Origin of the sequence: Streptomyces sp. ISL-36 (assembly GCF_018614205.1) — a bacterium.
Lineage (GTDB): Bacteria > Actinomycetota > Actinomycetes > Streptomycetales > Streptomycetaceae > Streptomyces.
This window is the reverse complement of sequence record NZ_JAGGOS010000063.1, coordinates 1-20,698: the sequence shown is the minus strand read 5'-3', so window position 1 is coordinate 20,698 and position 20,698 is coordinate 1. Positions and strand designations below refer to the sequence as shown.

At 71.2% G+C, this 20,698-nt stretch carries 16 protein-coding genes and 2 pseudogenes; 7 read left to right on the top strand and 11 right to left on the bottom strand.

The genetic code is table 11. From position 1 onward, the window contains the following. Positions 1–148: 148 nt before the first annotated feature. The 4 genes from J7E93_RS17365 to J7E93_RS17350 form a co-directional block, all read right to left on the bottom strand. The gene (locus J7E93_RS17365) at positions 149–970 is read right to left on the bottom strand and encodes an ABC transporter permease (RefSeq protein ID WP_215070371.1); all 822 of its coding nucleotides are present in this window, start codon (positions 968–970) and stop codon (positions 149–151) included. A 22-nt stretch (positions 971–992) separates the two neighbouring features. Then, positions 993–1,895, bottom strand: coding sequence for an ABC transporter permease (locus J7E93_RS17360; protein ID WP_215070369.1), 903 nt, complete (start codon positions 1,893–1,895; stop codon positions 993–995). A 6-nt stretch (positions 1,896–1,901) separates the two neighbouring features. Continuing rightward, the gene (locus tag J7E93_RS17355) at positions 1,902–3,101 is read right to left on the bottom strand and encodes an ABC transporter substrate-binding protein (protein ID WP_215070367.1); all 1,200 of its coding nucleotides are present in this window, start codon (positions 3,099–3,101) and stop codon (positions 1,902–1,904) included. 146 nt (positions 3,102–3,247) lie between these two features. Further along, complete coding sequence (locus tag J7E93_RS17350; protein WP_215070365.1) at positions 3,248–4,285, bottom strand: ABC transporter ATP-binding protein; 1,038 nt, start codon at positions 4,283–4,285, stop codon at positions 3,248–3,250. Positions 4,286–4,421: 136 nt separating this feature from the next. Here J7E93_RS17350 and J7E93_RS17345 point away from each other — a divergent pair, with 136 nt between their 5' ends. Both J7E93_RS17345 and J7E93_RS17340 read left to right on the top strand, forming a co-directional pair. Beyond that, complete coding sequence (locus J7E93_RS17345) at positions 4,422–5,288, top strand: FadR/GntR family transcriptional regulator (protein ID WP_215070363.1); 867 nt, start codon at positions 4,422–4,424, stop codon at positions 5,286–5,288. 235 nt (positions 5,289–5,523) lie between these two features. Beyond that, a pseudogene (locus J7E93_RS17340) lies at positions 5,524–6,243 on the top strand (cache domain-containing protein); the annotation flags it as partial. Between the two features lie 108 nt (positions 6,244–6,351). Here the strand turns inward: J7E93_RS17340 and J7E93_RS17335 are convergent. Next, positions 6,352–7,965, bottom strand: coding sequence for a PHB depolymerase family esterase (locus tag J7E93_RS17335; protein WP_215070359.1), 1,614 nt, complete (start codon positions 7,963–7,965; stop codon positions 6,352–6,354). 168 nt (positions 7,966–8,133) lie between these two features. Here J7E93_RS17335 and J7E93_RS17330 point away from each other — a divergent pair, with 168 nt between their 5' ends. Both J7E93_RS17330 and J7E93_RS17325 read left to right on the top strand, forming a co-directional pair. Then, positions 8,134–8,718, top strand: coding sequence for a tetratricopeptide repeat protein (locus J7E93_RS17330; RefSeq protein WP_215070357.1), 585 nt, complete (start codon positions 8,134–8,136; stop codon positions 8,716–8,718). Between the two features lie 64 nt (positions 8,719–8,782). Then, positions 8,783–9,304: a nuclear transport factor 2 family protein gene (locus tag J7E93_RS17325; RefSeq protein WP_215070355.1), complete on the top strand. Its 522-nt coding sequence runs from the start codon at positions 8,783–8,785 to the stop codon at positions 9,302–9,304. Between the two features lie 75 nt (positions 9,305–9,379). Here the strand turns inward: J7E93_RS17325 and J7E93_RS17320 are convergent, their stop codons facing one another. Genes J7E93_RS17320 through J7E93_RS17310 form a run of 3 tightly spaced genes read right to left on the bottom strand, consistent with a single transcriptional unit; the run spans position 9,380 to position 15,957 of the window. After that, the gene (locus J7E93_RS17320; RefSeq protein ID WP_215070353.1) at positions 9,380–9,574 is read right to left on the bottom strand and encodes a hypothetical protein; all 195 of its coding nucleotides are present in this window, start codon (positions 9,572–9,574) and stop codon (positions 9,380–9,382) included. After that, positions 9,571–9,804, bottom strand: a complete 234-nt coding sequence (locus J7E93_RS17315; protein ID WP_215070351.1) for a hypothetical protein — start codon at positions 9,802–9,804, stop codon at positions 9,571–9,573. The genes J7E93_RS17320 and J7E93_RS17315 overlap by 4 nt, the downstream gene beginning before the upstream one ends. A 54-nt stretch (positions 9,805–9,858) precedes the next feature. After that, positions 9,859–15,957, bottom strand: a complete 6,099-nt coding sequence (locus J7E93_RS17310; protein WP_215070437.1) for a DNRLRE domain-containing protein — start codon at positions 15,955–15,957, stop codon at positions 9,859–9,861. A 442-nt stretch (positions 15,958–16,399) separates the two neighbouring features. Between J7E93_RS17310 and J7E93_RS37830 the strand changes: the two genes are divergently transcribed. Together J7E93_RS37830 and J7E93_RS17305 are read left to right on the top strand one after the other, a co-directional pair. Further along, complete coding sequence (locus J7E93_RS37830; protein WP_285440927.1) at positions 16,400–16,525, top strand: hypothetical protein; 126 nt, start codon at positions 16,400–16,402, stop codon at positions 16,523–16,525. A gap of 129 nt (positions 16,526–16,654) precedes the next feature. Further along, positions 16,655–17,125 (top strand): hypothetical protein, encoded by a 471-nt coding sequence (locus J7E93_RS17305; protein WP_215070349.1) that lies wholly within the window; start codon positions 16,655–16,657, stop codon positions 17,123–17,125. On the opposite strand, the gene J7E93_RS17300 is transcribed toward J7E93_RS17305, so the two are convergent. Together J7E93_RS17300 and J7E93_RS38375 are read right to left on the bottom strand one after the other, a co-directional pair. Beyond that, positions 17,122–17,439: a cupin gene (locus J7E93_RS17300; RefSeq protein WP_215070429.1), complete on the bottom strand. Its 318-nt coding sequence runs from the start codon at positions 17,437–17,439 to the stop codon at positions 17,122–17,124. The two genes, J7E93_RS17305 and J7E93_RS17300, sit on opposite strands and share 4 nt — an antisense overlap. 60 nt (positions 17,440–17,499) lie before the next feature. Continuing rightward, positions 17,500–18,423: pseudogene (locus J7E93_RS38375) on the bottom strand (MFS transporter); the annotation flags it as partial. 94 nt (positions 18,424–18,517) lie between these two features. Here J7E93_RS38375 and J7E93_RS38060 point away from each other — a divergent pair. Continuing rightward, the gene (locus J7E93_RS38060) at positions 18,518–19,393 is read left to right on the top strand and encodes a DMT family transporter (protein WP_215070348.1); all 876 of its coding nucleotides are present in this window, start codon (positions 18,518–18,520) and stop codon (positions 19,391–19,393) included. On the opposite strand, the gene J7E93_RS17290 is transcribed toward J7E93_RS38060, so the two are convergent. Then, the coding region (locus J7E93_RS17290; RefSeq protein WP_251066672.1) for a M20 family metallopeptidase at positions 19,360–20,698 on the bottom strand (1,339 nt) is incomplete at its 5' end. The genes J7E93_RS38060 and J7E93_RS17290 overlap by 34 nt on opposite strands.

Here is a 20,698-nt window from a genome sequence, read left to right as displayed (position 1 = left end):
CCCACTGCACCAGCCCTGCTCGTTCGGCGCGCTGTCCTGCCCGCCGAACGGGTGACTCGCGGAGCCCGGCCCCCCTCACGCCCCCGGCCGCCTCACACGCTCCCGGCGGCCGCACACGCTCCGGGCAGCCTCACACCCCCCAGCCGCCTCACGCTCCCCGCCCGCCACCGCCCGCCGTGTCCGAGGAGAGCCGCTGCGCCGCGTAGATCGGGATCACCGACAGCAGGACCAGCACCGCCGCCACCACGTTGACCACGGGCGCCTGCTGCGGCCTCGTCATGTTGTTGAAGATCCAGACGGGGAGCGTCTGGATGCCCGGCCCCGCCGTGAACGTGGTGACCACGATCTCGTCGAAGGAGAGGGCGAAGGCGAGGAGACCGCCCGCGAGAAGCGCCGAGCGCAGCAGCGGGAAGGTGATGTCCCAGAACGTACGGAACGTGTGCGCGCCCAGGTCCATCGCCGCCTCCTCGTACGAACCGGGCAGTCGCCGCAGCCGAGCCACGACGTTGTTGAAGACGACCACGATGCAGAAGGTGGCGTGGCCGACGACCACGGTGAAGAGACCGAGCCCCACCCCCAGCGGCGCCAGCACGGTGCCGAAGGCGGAGTTGAGCGCGATGCCCGTGACGATGCCGGGGAGCGCGATCGGCAGCACGACCGCGAAGGAGAGCGCCTCCCGTCCGAAGAACGAGAACCGCTGCACGGCGAAGGCGACCAGCGTGCCGAGGACGAGCGCGATCGCGGTCGCCGCGAGCCCCGCCTTGACCGAGGTCCACAGCGCCTCGCGGGCGCCCTCGTTCTCCCAGGCGGCCGCCCACCAGTCGGTGGTGAGCCCAGGGGGCGGCCAGCTCGACGAGCGGTCCGGGTTGAGGGAGTTCAGCAGGACGAGCAGCAGCGGCAGATAGATCACCGCGAAGCCGAGGCCGGCCGCGGTGCGCAGCGCGATCCGTGCGGGACGGGAGAGGTTCATCGGACGCGATCCTTCCGGCCTTTCACAGGCTGCGCAGGGCTCCGGTGCGCCGCACCGCGAGCAGGTACAGCACGATGAAGGCCACCGGCACGGTGCCGAGCGCGGCGGCCAGCGGCAGATTCAGGGTGACGTTGGAGTAGACGAGGTTGCCGATCAACTGGGTCTTGCCGCCGACGATCTGCACGGTGATGTAGTCGCCGAGGCTGAGCGAGAAGGTGAAGACCGACCCGGCGGCGACCGCGGGTACGACCATGGGGAGGACCACCGACCGCAGCGTCCGGCCGGCCCGCGCCCCGAGGTCCGCGGAGGCGTGCAGCAGGCTCTCGGGGAGCTGCTCCAGGGCGGTGTGGACCGGAAGGATCATGTACGGCAGCCAGAGGTAGGTCAGCACGAGTACGGTGGCCGTCAGCCCGTACCCCGGCCCACTCAGGCCGAACGGTCGGAGTGCCCAGTCCAGCGGTCCGCCCTCGGAGAGGATCAGCCGCCAGGCGTACACCTTCACCAGGTAGCTTGCCCACAGCGGCATGAGGAGGGCCACCACGAGGAGCGGCCGGCGTCGTGGGGAAGCCACCCTGGCCGTGTAGAAGGCGATGGGGAAGGCGATCAGTGCGCACAGAGCGGTCACCGCCAGGGCGACCCCCACCGTGCGCAGGGCGACGGTCCGGTAGACGGGCGACGTGAGCAGCTCCTGGAAGTTCTGGGCCGTCCAGATCCGTACGACCTCAGAGGTGAAGGAGTCGGTGGTCCAGAACGCGGAGAGGAACAGGGCGGCGAGCGAGCCGAGGTAGGCGAGCACCAGCCAGAGCAGGGGCGCCGTCAGCAGGGCGGCGAGCCGTACGCCGGGCCTGCGGTGCAGGGCCCCGGCGAGCCGCCGGACGGATCCGGCGGCCGGCGCGGGTGTCGCGGTGGGCGCGAGCGGGGTCATGGAGCGTCAGCCCTTGATCTCGTTCCAGGCCTGGACCCACTTGGCGTACGGGACGCAGCGCGCGTCCGTACGGCCGTCGAGGCACTGCTCGATGGGCGTGGTCCAGAAGTGGACCTTGTTCCAGTACGCCTCGTCGGTGGCGTGGAAGGTCGCGCAGTGGATCTTGTCGGCCGTCTCGGCGCAGGACCTGGCGTTGGCCGGTGCCTCTCCGAAGTACTCGGCGACCTGGGCGTTGGTCTTCGGCGAGATGATCCAGTCGAGCCACTTGTAGGCGCAGTTGGGGTGCTTGGCCTTCGCGGCGACCATCCAGGTGTCGGACCAGCCGGTCGAGCCCTCCTTGGGCAGGACGGCGTCGATCTTCGCCCCCTCGGCCTTGGCGAGGTTGGCGATCACCTGCCAGCTGGTGCCGACGACCGAGTCGCCGCTCTTGAAGGCGGAGATCTCCTTGAGGTAGTCGCTCCAGTACTCACCGATGTGCGCGTTCTGCGCCTTCAGGAGCGCGACCGAGGCGTCGAACTGCTTCTGGTCGAGCGCGTAGGGGTTCTTGATGCCGAGTTCGGGCTTGGTCGCCATCAGGTAGAGGGCCGCGTCGGCGAGGTAGATGGGGGAGTCGTACGCGGTGACCTTGCCCGTGTGCGCGGCGGCCTTGTCGAAGACGGCGGACCAGGAGTCGGGGGCGGGCTTCACCTTCTCGGTGTCGTACATGAGCAGATTGGCGCCCCGGCCGTGCGGAACGCCGTAGGCGACTCCCTTGACCGAGTTCCACTCCTTGTTCTTCAGGCCGGCGAAGACATCGGCGTAGTTCGGCACGAGGGCGGTGTTGACGGGGGCCGCGTCACCCGCCGCGATCAGCCGGAGCGAGGCGTCTCCCGAAGCGGAGACGGCGTCGTACTCGCCGGTCTTCATCAGCGAGACCATCTCGTCGGAGGTGGCGGCGGTCTTGGCGTTGACCTGACAGCCGGTCTGCTTCTCGAAGGCGGTGACCCAGTCGGTCTTCGGGTCGTTGGAGCCGTCCTCGACATAGCCGGCCCAGGCGATGAGGTTGACCTGCCCCTCGGTCTTCCCGAGCGCGGTGGGCGCCTTGAGGTCGGGCGGGTTGAGGCCGCCGGGCTTTCCGGAACCGGCGGGCTCGGCGGAGCCGCAGGCCGTGACGAGCAGGAGCCCGGAGACGGCCACGGCCGTCAGGAGGGAACGGTGCAGGCGCACGTGATTCTCCGTACGTGAGGGTGAAGGGGGACGAGAGAGGTGCGGGAGGAGCGGAAAGAGCCGGGGGGAGCAAGAGAGAGCGGGGGAAGAGCGGATCAGGGGGAAGCAGAGGGGAGCGGGGAGCGGGCAGCGGGTGACGGGCGGGGTTACGGGGCGTCCGGGACGCGTACGGCGTGGCGCCGGTGCCACCGCAGTCCGATCCGCGCGCCCCGGAAGGCGCTGAGGTCCTCGGCGGACGTCTCCAGGTTCTGCTGGACGGCGGTGAGCCGGCCCCCGGCGTCGAGATCGACCAGGAAGCGGGTCGCGTCGCCGAGGTAGACCACTTCGGCGACGGTGCCGGTCGCGGTGGCGTGCTCGGGTTCGCCGAACTCGGCGTGGTCCTTGAGGACCCGGATCTTCTCCGGCCGGATGCTGTACGTGCCGGGGGCACCGACCAGGCGTCGCGCCGCCTCGCCGCTGAGCAGGTTCGAGGTACCGACGAATCCCGCGACGAATGGGGTCGCGGGCCGTTCGTAGATCTCGGCCGGGGTGCCGACCTGCTCGATCCGGCCCTGGTGGAAGACGGCGATCCGGTCGCTCATCGTCAACGCCTCCTCCTGGTCGTGGGTGACGAAGACGAAGGTGATGCCGACCTCGCGCTGGATGGCCTTGAGTTCGACCTGCATCTGCTCGCGCAGCTTGAGGTCGAGCGCGCCGAGCGGTTCGTCGAGCAGCAGCACCCGGGGGCGGCCGACGAGGGCGCGCGCGAGGGCCACCCGCTGGCGCTGACCGCCGGAGAGCTCGGAGGGCCGGCGCCGGCCGAGCCCTTCCAGCCGGACCTGTGCGAGCGCGGCGCGGGCCCGGACGAGACGTTCGGCCTTGGCGACCTTGCGGACCTTCAGGCTGTAGGCGACGTTCTGTTCGATCGTCATATGGGGGAAGAGCGCGTAGTCCTGGAACACCGTGTGGACGTTCCGCTCGAACGGGGCTAGCCGGGTGACCTCGCGGCCGGCGAGCTCGACCGTGCCGGCGCTCGGGGCCTCGAACCCGGCGATCATGCGCAGCACGGTCGTCTTCCCGGAACCGGACGGGCCCAGCATCGAGAAGAACTCTCCGTCGGCGATCTCCAGGTCCACCCCCGCCACGGCCTCGGTCCGGCCGTAGGCCTTCCGCAGTCCCTGCAGCCGGATCGCCATTCCCTCCATGGGCGGGAACCTTTCTGGTGCGGTGAAGCGTTGAACGGGCGTGGGCGTAAACATATGAAGTCATAGTTCAAATCTCAAGACCCCCTTAAGGTAAAGCCTGAGTCAACGCTCGACGCGTACGTACAAGGTGGTAACCGTGAGACCAGACGGCAGACGGGACGGGAACGGGGCGGCCGGCGCCGGTCGTGCCGGCGTTGCGGGCGGGGCCCGCAGGGCCGTCTTCACCCCCGTCGACACCCGGGCGCGCGTGGACGCGGTGGTCCGGCGGCTCGGTGACGCCATCGAGCTCGGACTCCTCGCCGACGGGGAGCAGTTGCCGGGCGAGAGCGAACTCGCCGGGCAGCTCGGCGTCTCCACCGTGACCTTGCGCGAGGCGCTCATGGCGCTGCGCCAGCAGGGGTTCGTCACCACCCGCCGGGGGAGGGGCGGCGGAAGCTTCGTCACCCTGCCCGACGCGCCCGCTCAGGAGCGGCTCCAGGCCCGGCTCGCCGACTGGTCCACCGAGGAGCTCCGCGACCTCGGCGACCACTGGGCCGCCGTGTCCGGCGCCGCCGCGCTGCTCGCCGCCCAGCGCACCCAGCCCGGCGACCTGCGTCAGCTCTCCCGGACGCTCGACGAGCTCGCGAAGGCCGAGGACCCGGCCGCGCGCAGTCGGCTCTACGGACGCTTCCATGTCGAACTGGCCGCCGCCGCCCAGTCCGCCCGGCTCACTCGTGAGCAGATCGCCCTGCAGACCGAGTTGGGCGCCCTGCTCTGCCTGGTCCTCGACGACGCCACGTATCTCGAAAGCGTGGCGGATCGTCACCGCTCCGTGATCTCCGCCGTGCAGGATGAGGACGACGAGCGGGCCAGAATGCTGGCGGAGAGCTGCGTACGGGAGTCGGTGGGGCGATTGATCGCCCTTCGGCTCGCCGCCCCCACCGACGCACCCGAGCCTCGTCCCGAGGAGGACACCCATGGGCAGGAGCACCGGGCTCGCGGGCCCCGCCGAGGCGGCGTCTGACACGAAGGCAGCGCCGGGCGCGCAGGCCCCGGCCGGCGGTGAGGGCGCTTCCGGCGCGCAGGCCTCGTCCGGCGGTGAGGCCCCTTCCGGCGCGGACGCCTCGTCCGGCACGCACGCCCCTTCCGGCACGGGGGCCCCGACCGGCGGTGAGGCCCCTTCCGGCGCGGGGGCCTCGTCCGGCACGCAGGCCCCGTCCGGCGCTGGGGCCTCGTCCGGCGCGGAGGCCGCGGAGGGTGTCGCCGTCCGCGTCCGCGACACCCTCGAAGGCGTCTTCGCCGCGGTCGCCGCAACGCGCGACGCCATCACGGCCCTGCTGGCCTCGGTCGCCGACCGGGATGGGTCACCCGTCTCCGCCGATCTGGCCGCGCTCCGCCCCGGACTGCATGCCCGCCTCGCCGACCACCGGCTCGTCTCGGGCATCGGATTCGTGGCCGCGCCCGGTCTCCTGGCCGACGTCCCCGCCTGGTTGGAGTGGTGGCAGCGCGGGCCCGAGGGCTCGGTCCGGCCCCTCCTGCTCGACCTGGACCCCGAGCACTCCGCGTACTCCGACTACACCCACTGGGACTGGTACGCGCTGCCCCGGGAGACCGGACAGCGGGCGGTCGCCGGACCGTACGTCGACTACCTCTGCTCGGACGAGTACAGCCTCACCCTCTCCGCGCCGGTCACGGTCGAGGGCCGCTTCGTCGGGGTCGCCGCCGCGGACGTCTACCTGCGCCACTTCGAAGCGGCCGTCATGCCCGTGCTCCAACGGCTTCCCGGGCCCGCCCGGCTGGTCAACGCCCGCGGCCGGGTCGCCGCCTCCACCGACCCGGCCCACCTGGCCGGCTCCCTCACCAAGGGCCACGACTTCGCCGCCCTGCTGGCCGGGCCACCCACACGGACCCGGACCGACGGGCTGCATCTGCTGCCCTGCGCCGGGATCCCGCTGGTCCTGGTGACGGCCGCGGACTGACCGGGCCGGGGCCACACACCACCGTGGTTCCCCTCCGCTGCCGGGGACGAGGGACGGGACCGCGGCCTGGATCTCGTCCCCTCCACCGGTCTCGCGACCGGACGCCTCCTAGCGGTACTCGACCGTCAGGGTCACCGGAGTGTCCCTGTTGACGAAGAGGTACGCCGTCGAGAGCGGGGCGGACTCGAAACGCAACCGGACCTGGGTCGTGCCGTTCCGGTCGAGGGCGGCGAGCGCCTGCGCCGACAGTGCGGTCGAGGTGGCGCTCCCCGACGAGAACGCGGCGACCTGCGCCCCGCCCGCCACCGTGGCCGCCGCCGACCAGTCCGACGCCTCGACCGCGCACGCGCCGAAACAGCCGGTCCGGACGTCCACGAGGAGCCGATTGCCCGCCGGTGATGCCCAGGGATCGCCGGACCCGCTGCTCCGGCTCACCGTCAGATACGCCCGGGTGATCTCCTTGCCCGCCGGGATCCTCGACGTGTCGAACGACAGCAGCGTGCGGTTCACCTTGCCGTCGGTGCCCCGGCCGAGCGCGAGACCGTAGCTGTCCTCCATCGTGCCGACCGCCGCACCCGAGCCGTCCGCCGAGGCCTTCACATAGCCGTCCTGGGCGTCCACGCTCGCCAGCGTGACCCGGTCGGCCGCGGGCGGTGGCGTGGAGCCGCGCAGCGCCCGGACCATCGCCATGACCGCCTCGATCTGCCGGCCGCCGTGCCGCGCGTAGGCGGAGTCACCCAGGTAACCCCACCAGTTCCAGCAGCCATTGGGGTTCTCCAGCGTGGCCGTCGCGGCGGCCTGCGGGTACAGCACGATCATGTCGTTCGTGTCGGCGTACTCGTTGAGATACGCCTTGTCGACGAACTGGGTCCCGAAACCCTGGTACCCGTACCCCTGCTTGCAGCCGTGCAGGGCGACCATGAGCGTGCAAGCGGCGCCCTCGGAGCAGGACTTCGGCACGTACACGAACCCCTTGTCGCCCATCGAGAGCGCCGCCGCGTCGCCGGAGGCGTAGGCGTTCTGGTCGAACTGGATCAGAGCGCCGCCGGGGGCGGCGCTCGGAGCCGAGACGGAGCCCAGCAGATGGCCGAGCAGATCACGCTCGGCGTCGATCCCGCAGTTGTTGATCCACGGACTCTGCGTCACCGTGCAGGAGTTGGGCCCGAGCGGGCTGATCCAGGCGTGACCGGCCGCGGTGGAGCGGTTGTACCGCACGGAGGCGCCGAAGCGGCCGTAGTAGTCCGCCAGCGCGTCGGCCACCGGTCGCTTCACCGTCGCGTCGCCCGAGCCGCTGAAGACGTACACCGGATCCCCCGCGAGGTTCCCCACCGGATCGACGAGCCCCTGCGCCGACCAGTCCCGGGTGGTCTGCTCCAGCTTCGCGAGCTGAAGGTCCTGCGTGGTGTTCATACAGGCGTTGAGGGCGGTGGAGAGCGTGTTCTGGGCGCAGTGGTACGGGCCGGAGGCGAAGACCGCCGAGCCGCTGAACGTCCCCGAGTACGCCACATGGAGCTGCGTGGCCATGTAGCCGCCGGACGATATCCCGGAGCTGTAGACGGCATCGACGTTGTACGGCCGCAGCTCACCGGGTACGGGAGCGGGGGCGGCGGCCGTCGCGGGCGAGGCGCCAGGGAACAGGGCCGTGGCGGCGAGGAGCAGCAGGGCCGCCGGCCGGCGAAGACGGCGCGGCACGCGGGGGCGGGCGGGGCGGGGTGGTCGCATGGAATCTCCCGGGCGGCTCGTACGGGATCGGATGATGGCCGGGAGACTAGGGCCGCGCCGCCCCCGCTCCTATGGGCCCGGCAGCCACAACCGGCGCCCCGGAGTATGGCGCTCCGTCACCTGGCAGCCGCCGCCCCGGAGCCCGTCGCGGCCTGCGACGATGGCCCGATGAGCGACAAGGCGAGCGACAAGGCGAGCGACGAGGCGAGCGACGAGGTGAGCGACCGGGTGAGCGGCGGCGGCGACGTGAGCGAGGCGCGGGACGGACTGCTGGCCGACGCGGTCCGGCTCCGGGAGCAGGGCCGCCAGGAGGAGGCGCGCACGCGCCTGGTGGAACTCGCCGCGCGGTACCCCGACGACGCCGAGGTGGCGTACCAGACCGCCTGGGCGCACGATGTCCTCGGCCTGGAGGCCGAGGCCGTCCCCTTCTACGAGAACGCCCTCGACGGCGCCGGCGCGGCCGCCCTGTCGAACGAGGACAGGCGCGGCGCGCTCCTCGGCCTCGGCAGCACGTACCGCGTCCTCGGCCGCTACGAGCAGGCCGTCGCCACCCTGCGCCGCGGGACGGAGGAGTTCCCCGACGACGGAGCACTGCGCACCTTCCTCGCGATGGCGCTGTTCAACACGGGCGAACACCACGAGTCCGCACGGCTGTTGCTGAACCTGCTGGCGGCCACGAGCGACGATCCGTACGTCCGCAGGTACCGGCCGGCCATCGAGTACTACGCGCGGGACCTGAACGACACCGTGTGAGCGTCGGAAGGAAGAGACGGGAAGCCCTTGACCTCAATCATGGTCGAGGTCGAATGATCGCCTCATGAACACCATGAGCAGCACGACGAATCCTCAGGACCACTTCGAGATCACCACCCTCATCAGCGGCTTTTTCCGCGCCATGGACGAGCGGCGGTTCGAGGAGGGCTGGGCCCGCGCCTACTTCACCGACGACCTGCGGACGACGACACCGCTCGGCGTGGCCGAGGGCGCGGACGCCGTACGGGGAGTGGAGGAGGCCGTCGGCCGGTTCGCCGCCACCTTGCACCTCTCCTCCGACGTCGTCGTCCGGGCCGAACCGGGCGCCCGGACGGCCGACGTCTCCTGGAACGCCCATATGACCCACGTCCACCTCGACTCCACCCTGCGGGCACGCGGTGAGGGCGCCGACCCCCTCTTCACGGTGGGCGGCGTCTACGAGGGGGAGTTCCGGCGCACCGACAGCGGCTGGCGCGTCAGCCGGATGTCCGTGCGAGCCGTCTGGACCACGGGCGAGCCGCCCGTACTGCCGGAGGGGACCGCCACCCGCGTCGCGGAACTGACCGGCGCCCGGACACGAGGCTGAGCATTCACGGACGCGTAAGGCCGGGCGGCACTCGGCCGCCCGGCCCTCCTGTCACTCCGGATCCCTACCGGCCCCTCACCCCTCGGTGAAGTACAGGGATCCCTTCCATCGAAGGTTCATGACGTCGTACTCGAACGTCACGTCGACCACCCGCTGCTCCGGCCTCTCGGAGATCAGAGCGGCAGCCCTGCGCAGCACGGAGACGGGGCTGTCGTCGTCCATGTCTCCGTCGACCACGACGCGAAGGGTCCGCGCCGTTCCGGCGCTCATGCGCCGCTCCGGCTCGCCGGGTCCGCGAAGACGCTGACGTAGGCGGTCGAGCTCGGATCCTCCGAGTCCAGCCCTCCTACCCCGACCGCGAACACGTCCCACTTCTCGCCCAGCTTCTCGATCCTGTCCGCCACGGTGCGCAGCAGGTCGGCGACGCCCTGGCCGCTGCCGGCGGGAATACCCAGGCTGAAGTGATGAGTGGTCCACATGTCCTTCTTCGTGGCTCTCATACTCAGCTTGTGGTTACGGCTCCTTCGAGCCATCGGTTCCTCCAAGGCGTGGTGCTAGAACGGGTTGGCGAAGAGGGCGATGCGCCAGCCCCAGCGGAAGCTGAAGCGCCTGCCCCACCGCAGACCCCGGATGAAGCCCTTGCCGACCTTCCGGTTGGCCTTGTAGTGGCTCTTCCGCTTCTGCTTGTTCCGCTGGCCGTTGTACTTCTGATTCTTCTTGATCTTCTGCATCGCCCTCTTGTAATCAGAGGCGTTGTACGACTTGCCGGCGTTCTTCCGATAGTAGGCGTCCTTCTCCTTCTTGCTCAGCGTCTCCGGGCCCTCGAGCCCGTACGCCTCCTGGAGACCTCCGTCGCGGCCGTCCAGGTCGATGCAGTTGACCGGGTCCGCGTCGCAGTACTCGAAGGCGTTGGAGTTTCCGCCGTGGACCGGGTCGATCGAGTGGAACCGGCCGATGGCCGGGTCGTACAGCCGGGCGCCCATCAGCGTGAGACCGCTGGGCGTCTCGCTGGAGCGCTGCTTGGCCCCCAGCCAGTCGTAGCGGGTGTCCTGCAGGCCGCTGCGGGGGTTTCCGTACTCGTCGCTGTCGAGGACGACGGGTGCTTCGCCGGCGTTCAGCGGAAGCTGGAGCGCGACGTCACCGTGGACGGTGGTGAGCTGGAGGACGGTGTCGCCGCTCTTGCTCGTGGTGGCCGCGAGGTCACCGGAGGCCGACTCGACATTGCGGGTCAGGGCGCCGGTCGCGGTGTCCTCGGTGATCCAACGCGGGTTGTCGCCGTCACCGTCGTAGTGGTTGACCTGGGAACCGGTCTGGGTCCACGTGGTGCCGCCGCCGGTCTCGGTCTTCCAGGCGCGGAAGCGGAGCGCCGCGTCCAGGGTCCACGTCCGGCGCTCGCCGTTAGCGGTCTGCTGGTGCGCCAGGTCGTTGGCGTAGTAGCCGACGGTGCCGCCGGGCAGGGCGGTGGTGCGGCCGAACGCGTCGTACGTGTAGCCGGAGTCGACGAGCCGGTCACCGCTGTCGTAGGTGTGGCCCGCGGAGGTGCCTCCGGTGGTGGGGCAGTCGGCGCCGGCGCTGCCGACCGCGGTGGTCAGCGACGTGCGGTTGCTGCGCCCGTCGAAGGCGTAGCTCCGCCTGGTGCAGACGGTGTCCGCGGTGTCCTCGACGGTGACGAGGCGGCCGGCGGCGTCGTAGCGGTAGGCCTGGTCGGACCAGCCGGCGTGGCTGGTCACCTGGCGGTGCACGGACCGGGTGACCGTGTCGGAGGCGACGACGGTTCCGTCGCTGTCCCGCGTGTACGTCCGGTCGAGCGGCGCACCGGTCGTGTCCTCACCGACGGTGAGGGTGTAGCCGCCGGGCAGCTTCTCGCTGCTGATGGAGCCGTCGGCGTCGTAGGCGGTCTGGAAGACACCGGCGACGGAGTCGGTGGTCCTGGTGGCGAGGCCGCGCGGCTCGGCCGCGTGGTCGTAGGTGTACGTGACGGTCGACGGCGCGTTGTCGACGACCTTGACCTGCCGGTTCAGCAGATCGTACGCGGTCGTCGTCACACCGCCGTCGGCGTCCGTGTAGGAGATCTGACGGCCGAGCCTGTCGAACGCCTTGGTGATCGTGCCGCCGGTCGGCGAGACGGTCTTCACGGCCCGGCCGGTGGCCGGGTCGTACTGGGTGGTCGACTCCGGCACGGCCTCGCCGATGCCACCGGTGACGGCCACCTTCGTGGGACGACCGGCCGCGTCGTGCGTGGTCGTGGTGGTGCGGGTGACGCCGTTTGCGGTCTCGGTGACCTTGGCGGCGTTGCCCCACCAGTCGTACTCGGTGGTGGACGTGGGCAGTTGTGCCGGGTTGCCGCCGCCGCCGGTGACGGCGCCGGCCGGGCCGGTGGAGCAGACCAGGTCGGCCCACTCGGGGCGGCCCTGGCAGGTGCCGGTGCCCGTGGCGGACCAGTACGTGGTGACGCGGGTCGCGGCGTCCGTGCCGGTGGCTCCCGGCGGCAGCTGCTTGGTCAGGCGGCCCTGCTCGTCGTACTCGGTGGTCGTCGTGAGCGCGAGGCCGCCCGGGTCCTTGACCGTCCGGACGGGCAGACCCTTGGCCCAGTCGTAGACCGTCTGCGTGGCGCGGGCCTCACCGAGGACGGTGGGGTGCTCCCGCACCTGGGCGCCGAAGGTGGCCCTGGTGACCTGGTCCTTGACCTTGGCGGTGCCGTCGGTCGGGCGCCCGGCGTCGTACTCGTTGACCGTCCGGTCCCGGGCCGTCACCGAGGTGCCGGACGGAACCAGCAGGGTGGTGCCGGACTTCAGGTCCGTGGTGAGCTCGGTACGGCGCAGCGGGCCGAGGTCCTCCAGGTGACGTGTGCCCGTCTCGTTGTAGAGGGACCGGGTGCTCAGGAGTTCGGCACGGCCGGCGCTGGTGAGCTGACCGATGCCGAGGTCGGCCTGGACGGCCCGGTCGGCGGCGGTGGTGCCGAGCGCGACGGCCCGGTTGCCCGACGTCAGCTTGCGCACGGTGTTGCCGAAGCGGTCGTACTCGGTGGTGTCGATGTAGCCGCCCGGTTCAGCCGTGTTGACCGAACGACCGGAGACGCCCAGATACGTGACCGTGGCGCGGGTGTAGGCGGAGGCGGCCAGGCTCGATCCGGCGTGCGAGGCGGGGACCGAGTCGGCGGGGAAGACGGCGGTCGCGTCGGTCGGGGCGTCCAGCTGGGCCCAGGCCTTCACATCGGCCGCGCCCATCCGGTACGGGGCGGTGGTGCCGGTCAGCGGTACGTCGTAGACGACGGACGTGGTGGCGGTGGACTCCTCGACGTCCGCGGTGCCCTCCTTGAGACCGGAGCGGGACGCCTTCAGCAGCATGCCCGCACCGGCGGTCGCCGAGTTGCCCGCGGTGCCGTAGGTGAAGGTCCAGGGCAGTTCCCCGGCCGGCGTCAGGCCGGTGACCCGGCCCGCCGCGTCGTAGCCGTACTCGGTCTTCAGCGCCGGGCTGATCTGGGGGTCCCAGGCCTGACGCAGTCGGCCCGTCTCGTCGTACGCGTAGGTCTGCACGGTCCGGGAGGTCGCCGACGCGGTGCCGGGCTCCGTGGACCACAGCCGGATCTCCTTCACCTGGCCGGTGATGTCACCGAAGGCGGTGGCGGTGGCCGTCGTGGCGGTCGCGTAGACGAACTCCAGCGCCCGGCAGCCCTTGGTGGCCGGCGTCGCCGTGCACGTGGCGGCGGTCGCCGCGGAGGTCGGGGCGATGACCCGCTTGGGGCGGGCCAGCGTCTTGCCGTCGACGGTCACGTTCTCGGAGACCACGGTGGTGGTGGAGTTGGTCAGACCGTCCAGCAGGATGGACGAGACCTGCCAGGTGGTGGCCCCCGTACCGGACCTGGTGAACGCGGTGACCGCGCCCTCGGTGTCGGTCAGCGTGAACGAACCGGTCACACTGCCGGTGAGGGTCAGAGTCTCCGCACCGGGCTCGGGGATCCAGCCGGTCCTCGCCCCGTTGGCGGTGAAGTACGTCTCCTCGCCCTCGGTGCCGACCACCGCGAGAGCGGTGTCGGAGATCCGGCGGATGTGCGAGAACTCCGATTCCGTCGCCTCGGCGACGGTCCCGGAGACCCACTCCTTGCCGAAGATCGGCGCCTGGCCCTCCTGGCTCGCGGCCTTCAGCGGCTCGCGGGAGGACGCGGTACGCGTGACGGACAGGCCGAAGGCCGACACGTCGGTGTCCGAGAGCTCGTAGTCGCCGGTCAGCAGGTTCACCGAACCGGGGCCCACCTCCTCGGTGGCCGCGCCGCTCGCGTCGCGGTCGACGATCACGGTCAGGGGTTCGGTGGAACCGGCCGCGGAGTCGGGGCCGGTGAAATCAGCCTTGATCTGGACGGTGCCGTCGGGGTCGACGGTGTCGGTGGCGTTCCAGACGAGGGCGGCGTTCCTGCCGCCCGTCATCGGCACGGGCCATGCGGTCAGCGGGGTGCCGGCGGAACTCACCTGGCCCGTCGGGATGGTCACCCATGCGTCGGCCTCGGAGCGCCGCCAGGAGAACGACACGCTGGTGTACCTGGCGCCGTCCGCCTCGGCGACCAACGGCAGCCGGCGCGCGGTGCGCTCACCCTCGCTGGGCTGGACGAAGCCGCCGGGGCCCGCGTGGAAGGTGTGGCTGATCGCCTCGGACTTGTTGTCCGCCTTGTCGGCCGCACGCACCTGGAGGGTGTGCGTGCCGTTCTTGGGCGGGGTGACCGAGATCGCCTTGGCGCCCGTGGCGCCGCCGGTCGCGACCTTCGTCCAGTTCACGCCGTCGAGGGACCACTCGAGCCAGTTGTGGTCGGTGGCGGGCGGTGTGACGGTGAAGGTGCCTGGCTGGCCCGCGCCCTTGACCCAGGCGGTGGACGGGTAGTCCGTCGACGTGATGCCGGTCGGGGCGGACGGCGCCGTGGTGTCGACGGTGAACGTCTTCCACGCCGACCAGCCGAGGTTGTAGTGCACGCCGTCGTAGGGCGAGGTGCGGAACTGGTAGGTCTTGCCGTTGGCCAGGACTCCGGCCGGGACGGTCACCGAGGCGACCTGGCCCGAGGAGACCCACGGTGAGACCAGGACGTCGCCGACCTGGGCGTTGGTCGCCGTGTCGAAGATCTGGAACGTTCCGTTGACCTTGTCACCGTTGGCGTCGACGAACGTGTCCCGCAACGTGGGCGTCTGGGAGTTCACGACGTAGGAGCCGCTGTAGGAGAAGTACGGCGGGCCGGCTTCCTGCTTCGTGCCGGTGCGCGGCCGGTAGTTGTAGGTGACGACCAGCTTCGGCGGGTTGGCGGCCGCGTTGGCGGAGTTGACCCTCTTCCAGCCCGCCACGGTGCTCTCGTCGGTGGCGCGGACGCCCATGCCGGCCGTCGACCACTTGTTGTTGGCCCAGTGCTGGACCAGGCTCGTGACGTCCGCGTTGACCCAGCCGTCCGGCTGCGTGGAGCAGCTCGTGTTGCCCCGGGTCTCGGTGGAGGTGGCGTACTTGGCCGCCATGGTGGGGCGGTTGGTCCAGCGCGAGGCGGTGTTCGCGTTGTTCGCCGACCAGACCTCCCACGGCTTCGCACCACAGTCCGCGTTGTTGCCGGAGTGGAAGTTCCACAGCGACAGCTTGGCGCTGGAGACCATGGCGTCGGAGACCGGAGCGCTGTTCCAGGTGATGTAGGTCTGTGCCGTGCGCGGCGTGCCGTCGGCGTTCTTGGTGCCGGGGTTGCCGAAGTCGAGCTCGGTCTCGGCGGAGGTGTCGTACGTGACGCCCTGCTGGACGTAGGTGTCGAAGAGGTTGCCCAGCGAGGAGGTCGACGGGTCGACCGTCACCGGATACCGGGTCTTCGGGTCGGCGAGGAATGTCGCGTCCGGAGTGACGACCAGGTCGACGGTCGCACCCTTCTGGACGACCTTCATCGCCACCGGCACCGTACGTGTGTGCTCACCGGAGGCCGGGTCGACGGTGGAGTCCCACATCACCGGGGCGGGCATCAGCGCCCGCTTCTTGTTCTTCCTGTCGGTGAACAGCACGCTGCCGTCGGCCTGCTGAGTGGCCTTCAGGCCCTTGGCCCGCAGGGGCAGCGTGTAGGTGTACCCCTCGGTGGCCGGCTTCTGCTTGATCTCGACGAACTGCTCGAAGCCGGTACGGGTCGCCTCGACGACGACGTCCGCGCCCGGGACGGCGTTGACGTACTCGGCGCGCGTGCCCGCCAGCTTCGGTGCGGGCAGGCCGCCCTTCCACTGGAGGGTGATCTGCTCGTCACCCTCGCCGAGGGTGACCAGGTCGACGGCCTTGCCCTGCTGGCCCGCACGCAGCGACGGTGCCGGAGCGCCGGTCCCGCCGGTCAGCTTCAGCCCCTCGGGGTGGGCCACCGACTCCACGGAACCGTCCGGACCGGTGACCAGGTCGAGGTTGACGTCCCGCCACTGGCCGGTGAGCTCGTCCTTGAACCGGACGGGTCCGGCGGAGATCTCCGTGGTGAGCGAACCGTCCTTGTTCACCCAGGTCGTGGACGTTCCGGTGCGTTCCGACAACGCCTCGACGGGCTTGCCCGACAGGCGGGCGGCGACACGTGCGGACGCGATGTCCGCGGCCTGCGTCACGGTCTGCTGCGGTGCGGCGACCGTATCGGCGGTGGCCGCCGTCGCTTCCGCGCCGTTGATCAACCCCATGGCCAGAGCCAGGGTCAGGCTGCCCGCGACGTAGCGCAGGCTCCCCCCGGACCGGAGGCGCCCGCGCTCATCGGGCGCGGGTATGTGAATCGTCATGATTCCTCGGTCTGTTGCCTTCATAGGCATCACTTATGTGATGCATAAGGGAACCTATCGAGGAATCAAAGGTGCGAAACGGGAACAATGCCTTTCAAGATCGACAACGCGCAAGCCGTCGGACGGGTGATGTGCCTCACGCTTCGGCGGCCTGGCGTCAGGTCGTCGCCGACCGGCCATGTGCCGGTCGGTTGCTCGTCCGACGGTGTTGCGTTCCGTGCCGCCGCGATCCACCGGCGGGTGAAGATGCGGGACTGTCCGGACGACCGACACGTCGATCACCCGTTCTGGCACGGCTCCGGTGGCCAGTCTGGTGGTCGACTTCCAGCATGCGAAGGAGGCAGGCGTGTCACCTCACGACCAGGGCCCCGCGCTCTCCCGGCGGCGGTTCCTCGTGGCCGGTGCCGCGAGCGTCGGCGCCCTCGTCGTACCCTCCGTCGTCAGCGTGCAGCCCGCCGCGGCGGCGACGTAGAGCCTCAACGCCGCCAACCTGTCGACGCAGTTCCAGGACTTCTGCCTGTACCAGAAGGCGGTCGACCTCGGCGTCCCGGGTGCGATGTCGCTCGCCTGGATGACGGCGCCTGCCTGGCCGGGTAAGACCGTGACGTTCACATGGACCGTGGACTACGGCTTCGTCTGGGGCTTGACCGGCCGGCTCACGAGCGGCGGCTACTTCGTGCCGTGGGACCAGATGGCCGCCGACCCGGACAACCCGCCCCGGAACCGGACCGGGTTCGGCTTCAGCAACGGAAACTACGGGTTCGTGGCCGCGGGTGGGAACACTCCGGTCGGCGCCCTCGAGATCGACGTTCTTTCGGACGTGCCGGACGGGACCGCGTCCGTGGGCATCGGCATGGACGACTCCTCGGTCTTCGTGGCCCAGGCGGAGCCCGGCGCGAACCTGCGGTTCACGCCGCATCCCGAGTACTGGATCACGGCCGGCACCTTTCGGGCGGGCGAGGTGCTGGACGTCGAGGAGATCACCCAGGAGGCCGAAGTCCCCTTGGAGGGCACGCTCTCGATGCAGGCCACCCTCGAGCCGGACGACGTGTGGACCGTGAGTGTCGCCTAGTCGTTGACCGCGGTCAGCAGGACGACGGCGTCCTCCAGGGCGGTGAGGCCGTGCCGTTCCTTGGGGAGCATCCGCAGTTCGCCCACCGACAGGTCCTCCGACCGGTCCGCCGCCGTCAGGCGTACCCGGCCCCGCAACACCTGCAGGCTCGCGGCCGGCGGGGCGTTGTGCTCGTCGAGTGTCGTGCCGGAGACCAGGGCGATGACGCTCTGCCGGAGCACTCCGTCGTGGACCACCAGATGGGCGCTCCGGCCGTGCGCGTCGGCGTGCGCCTTGGCCAGGTGTTCGTCGGCGAGGCCTGCGAGATCCTGCATCGTTTCTCCCTGCGGGGTGCGCGGGTCGTGAGTCCCAGCCTCGCGCGTGTCACGCGGGACGCAACTCGGGACCCGACGCCGTGCCGCCGCCGCGACCACCAGAGCGGCCACGGCCGTGAAACCCGCCGCGGCCAGGACCGCCGCCGTCCAGCCGTACGCCCCGTACAGCCACACCGACGTGAGCGAGCCGAGCGCGCCGCCGCCGAAGGAGGAGAGCATGAAGACGGTGTTCACGCGGGCGGCGACCGAGGGACCGAGGCCGAAGATCCGCGCCTGATTGGCCACCTGGCTCCCGCTGGTGCCCAGGACCAGCAGGTTCGCGCCGATGACCAGGGCCAGGGGTGAGCGTGCGCCGAGCCCGATGACGGCCGGTGAGGCGGTGAGGCAGAGCAGCGACCAGACGTTGACCGCCGACGCGCCGAAGCGGTCGGTGAGCCGGCCCGCGTACGCCGACAGCAGCGCGCCGGGTGCGCTCAGCAGCCCGAAGAGTCCCGCCATTCCCGGACCGAACCCGAGCGTCGCCAGATGAAAGGCGAGCGTCGCCCAGAAGACGCTGTACGCGGCGAAGACCGCCGCCCCGATCGCCGCCGACACGCGCACCTCGTGGTGGTCGACGAGCAGCCGGGGCAGGCTCGCGAGCAGCTTGGGGTACGGCAACCGGTGTCCGGCCGTACCCGCCCGCTCGGGCAGGGCGCGCGGCAGGAGGAGGAGCAGGGCGGCCGTGGCCACGGCGGCCACCAGATAGGCCGTGCGCCAGGTCCCCCCGGCGTCGGCGACCGCCCCCGAGACGGTACGGGAGACGGTCGAGCCCAGCGTGAGCCCGAGGCCGAGGGTGCCGACGGCGCGGCCGCGCCGCCCCGGCCCGGCGAGTGCGGCCGCCACCGGTGTGAGGACCTGGGGTAGGACCGTCGTCGTGGAGAGCGCGAGGGTCGCGAGCGTGAGGGCGAGGAGGTTCGGCGCCGCCGCGGCGACGAGGAGTTTCAGATCCTTTGCCGAGGCCGTCGGCGCACAGCGCTGAGCCCGCCCGGCGGGCGTGTCCCGGCCGGGTCGGGGAACCGCCGCGGTTTACGGTGAACCGGTGCAGCGTGCCGCAGACCGCGTGACGCTCGCCGCGTTCCTCGCCACCTCGGTCCTCGCCGGCGGCAACGCGGTCGGCGTCCGATTCAGCAACCGTGAACTGGATCCGCTGTGGGGCGCGGCCGTACGCTTCGGCGCCGCCGCGCTGCTGCTCCTGGCCTTGGTGGCCGTACGGAGGCTGGAGTTCCCGCGCGGCAGGGCGCTCGCCGGATCCGTCCTCTTCGGCGTGCTCAACTTCGGTGTGCCGTTCGCGCTCGGGTACTACGCGCTCGTCCGCATCCATGCCGGGCTCGGCCAGACCATCCTGTCCCTGGTCCCGCTGGCCACCCTGCTGCTCGCGGTGGCGCAGCGACTGGAACGGTTCCGGCTCATGGCGGCCGTCGGCACCCTCTTCGCCGCGGCGGGCGTCGCCGTCATCTCACGCGCCCCGCCGCAGGGCGATGTGCCGGTGCTGTCCTTCCTGGCGCTCCTCGGCAGCGTGCTGTCGTTCGCACAGGCCACCGTGCTGGTGCGACGGCTGCCGAGGGTGCACGCGGTGACGATGAACGCGGTGGGCATGACGGCAGCCGCCGTCCTGCTGTTCGCCGGCTCGCTCGCGGCCGGCGACACCTGGCGGCTCCCGGACCGCGCGGCGACCTGGTGGGCGCTGGTCTACCTCGTCGTCGGCGGTTCGGTCCTGACCTTCGTCCTCTATCTGTTCGTCGTCCACCGATGGGACGCGTCGCGGGCCTCGTACGTCTTCGTGGTCGTCCCGGTCGTCACCCTCGTGCTGTCGGCCTGGCTCGACGACGAGCCCCTCACGCGGTGGCTGCTGATCGGCACCCCGCTGATCCTCCTCGGTGTCTACCTCGGCGCCCTGCGCAGACGCCCCGACTGACCGGGCGCCGCCCCGCCACCGGGGACCACCGTGCCCGCGAGGTGGTCGTACGCCAGGTGCGCGTGCAGACGGACACCCGTGACCAGCGTGTCGTCGTCGGCGTAGAAGCGCGGGTTGTGGTTGGTGACCAGACCGCGGCCGTCCGGGAGCGGGACCGGACGGCCGTCCTCGTCCAGTGAGGCGTCCTGGACGCCCAGCATCACGTACAGCCCACCGAAGCGGTTCACGAACTCCGACACGTCGTCATAGCCGAGCGTGGCCCCGGTCTCCACCGTCCGCTCCTCTCCCACCACCCGGCGGATCGTCGGCAGCCCGGCCGCGACCCACTCCGCGCTGTTGTGCACCGGCGGAACGGCCTGGAGGTACTCGACACAGGCCGTGGCGTTGTAGGCCGCCGCCGTGTGCTCGGCCAGTGTGGTCAGCCGCCGCTGCACCTCGGCCATGTCCGACTCGACCGCGCAGCGGACGGTGCCCCACAGGGTCACGGTCTCGCCGATGATGTTGAACCGTCCCACGTCCTCGACGTGGCCGATGGACACCGTGATCGGGTCGAAGGCGGAGACCTGCCGGTACAGCTGGCCGATGCCGGTCAGGACCGCGCCCGCCGCCGGCATCGGATCGATGCCCTGCCAGGGCGTGGAGCCGTGCACCTGCCTGCCGGTGATCACGACTCTGACCAAGGTCGAGGCGCCGTACTGGTTCCCCACGCGGTAGCCGACGTACCCCTTCGGGTAGGGCGTGACATGCATCCCGAACACCATCGTCGGCACCGGGTCGGTGAAGGCCCCCGCGTCGACCATCGCCCCGGCGCCGCCCTGCTCGGTGACCGGCGGACCCTCCTCGGCGGGCTGGAAGACGAACAGCACCGTCCCCGGCAGCCGTTCGCGTACCCCCGCGAGTATGGTGGCGGCGCCCATGAGCATCGCGGTGTGGCAGTCGTGGCCACAGGCGTGCGAGACGGGGAACGGGCCACCGGGATAGTCGGCGTCCACGGCCTTCGAGGCGAACTCCGCGCCGCACAGGTCCTGGACGGGCAGGGCGTCCATGTCCGCCCGCAGCGCCGCCACCCGTCCCCCCGCGGCGCCGCCCCGCAGGACGCCGACGACACCGTGTCCGGCGATCCCGGTACGGACCTCGTCCAGGTCCAGGGCACGCAGATGGTCGGCGACCAGCCGGGCCGTCCCGACCTCACGGTTGGAGAGTTCGGGGTTCCGGTGCAGATGCCGGCGCCAGGCGACGACCTGAGCCGCCACCTTCTCGGCGCGCTGGTCCAGATCGTCGTGGATCGCGTCGCTGCTCAAGGGC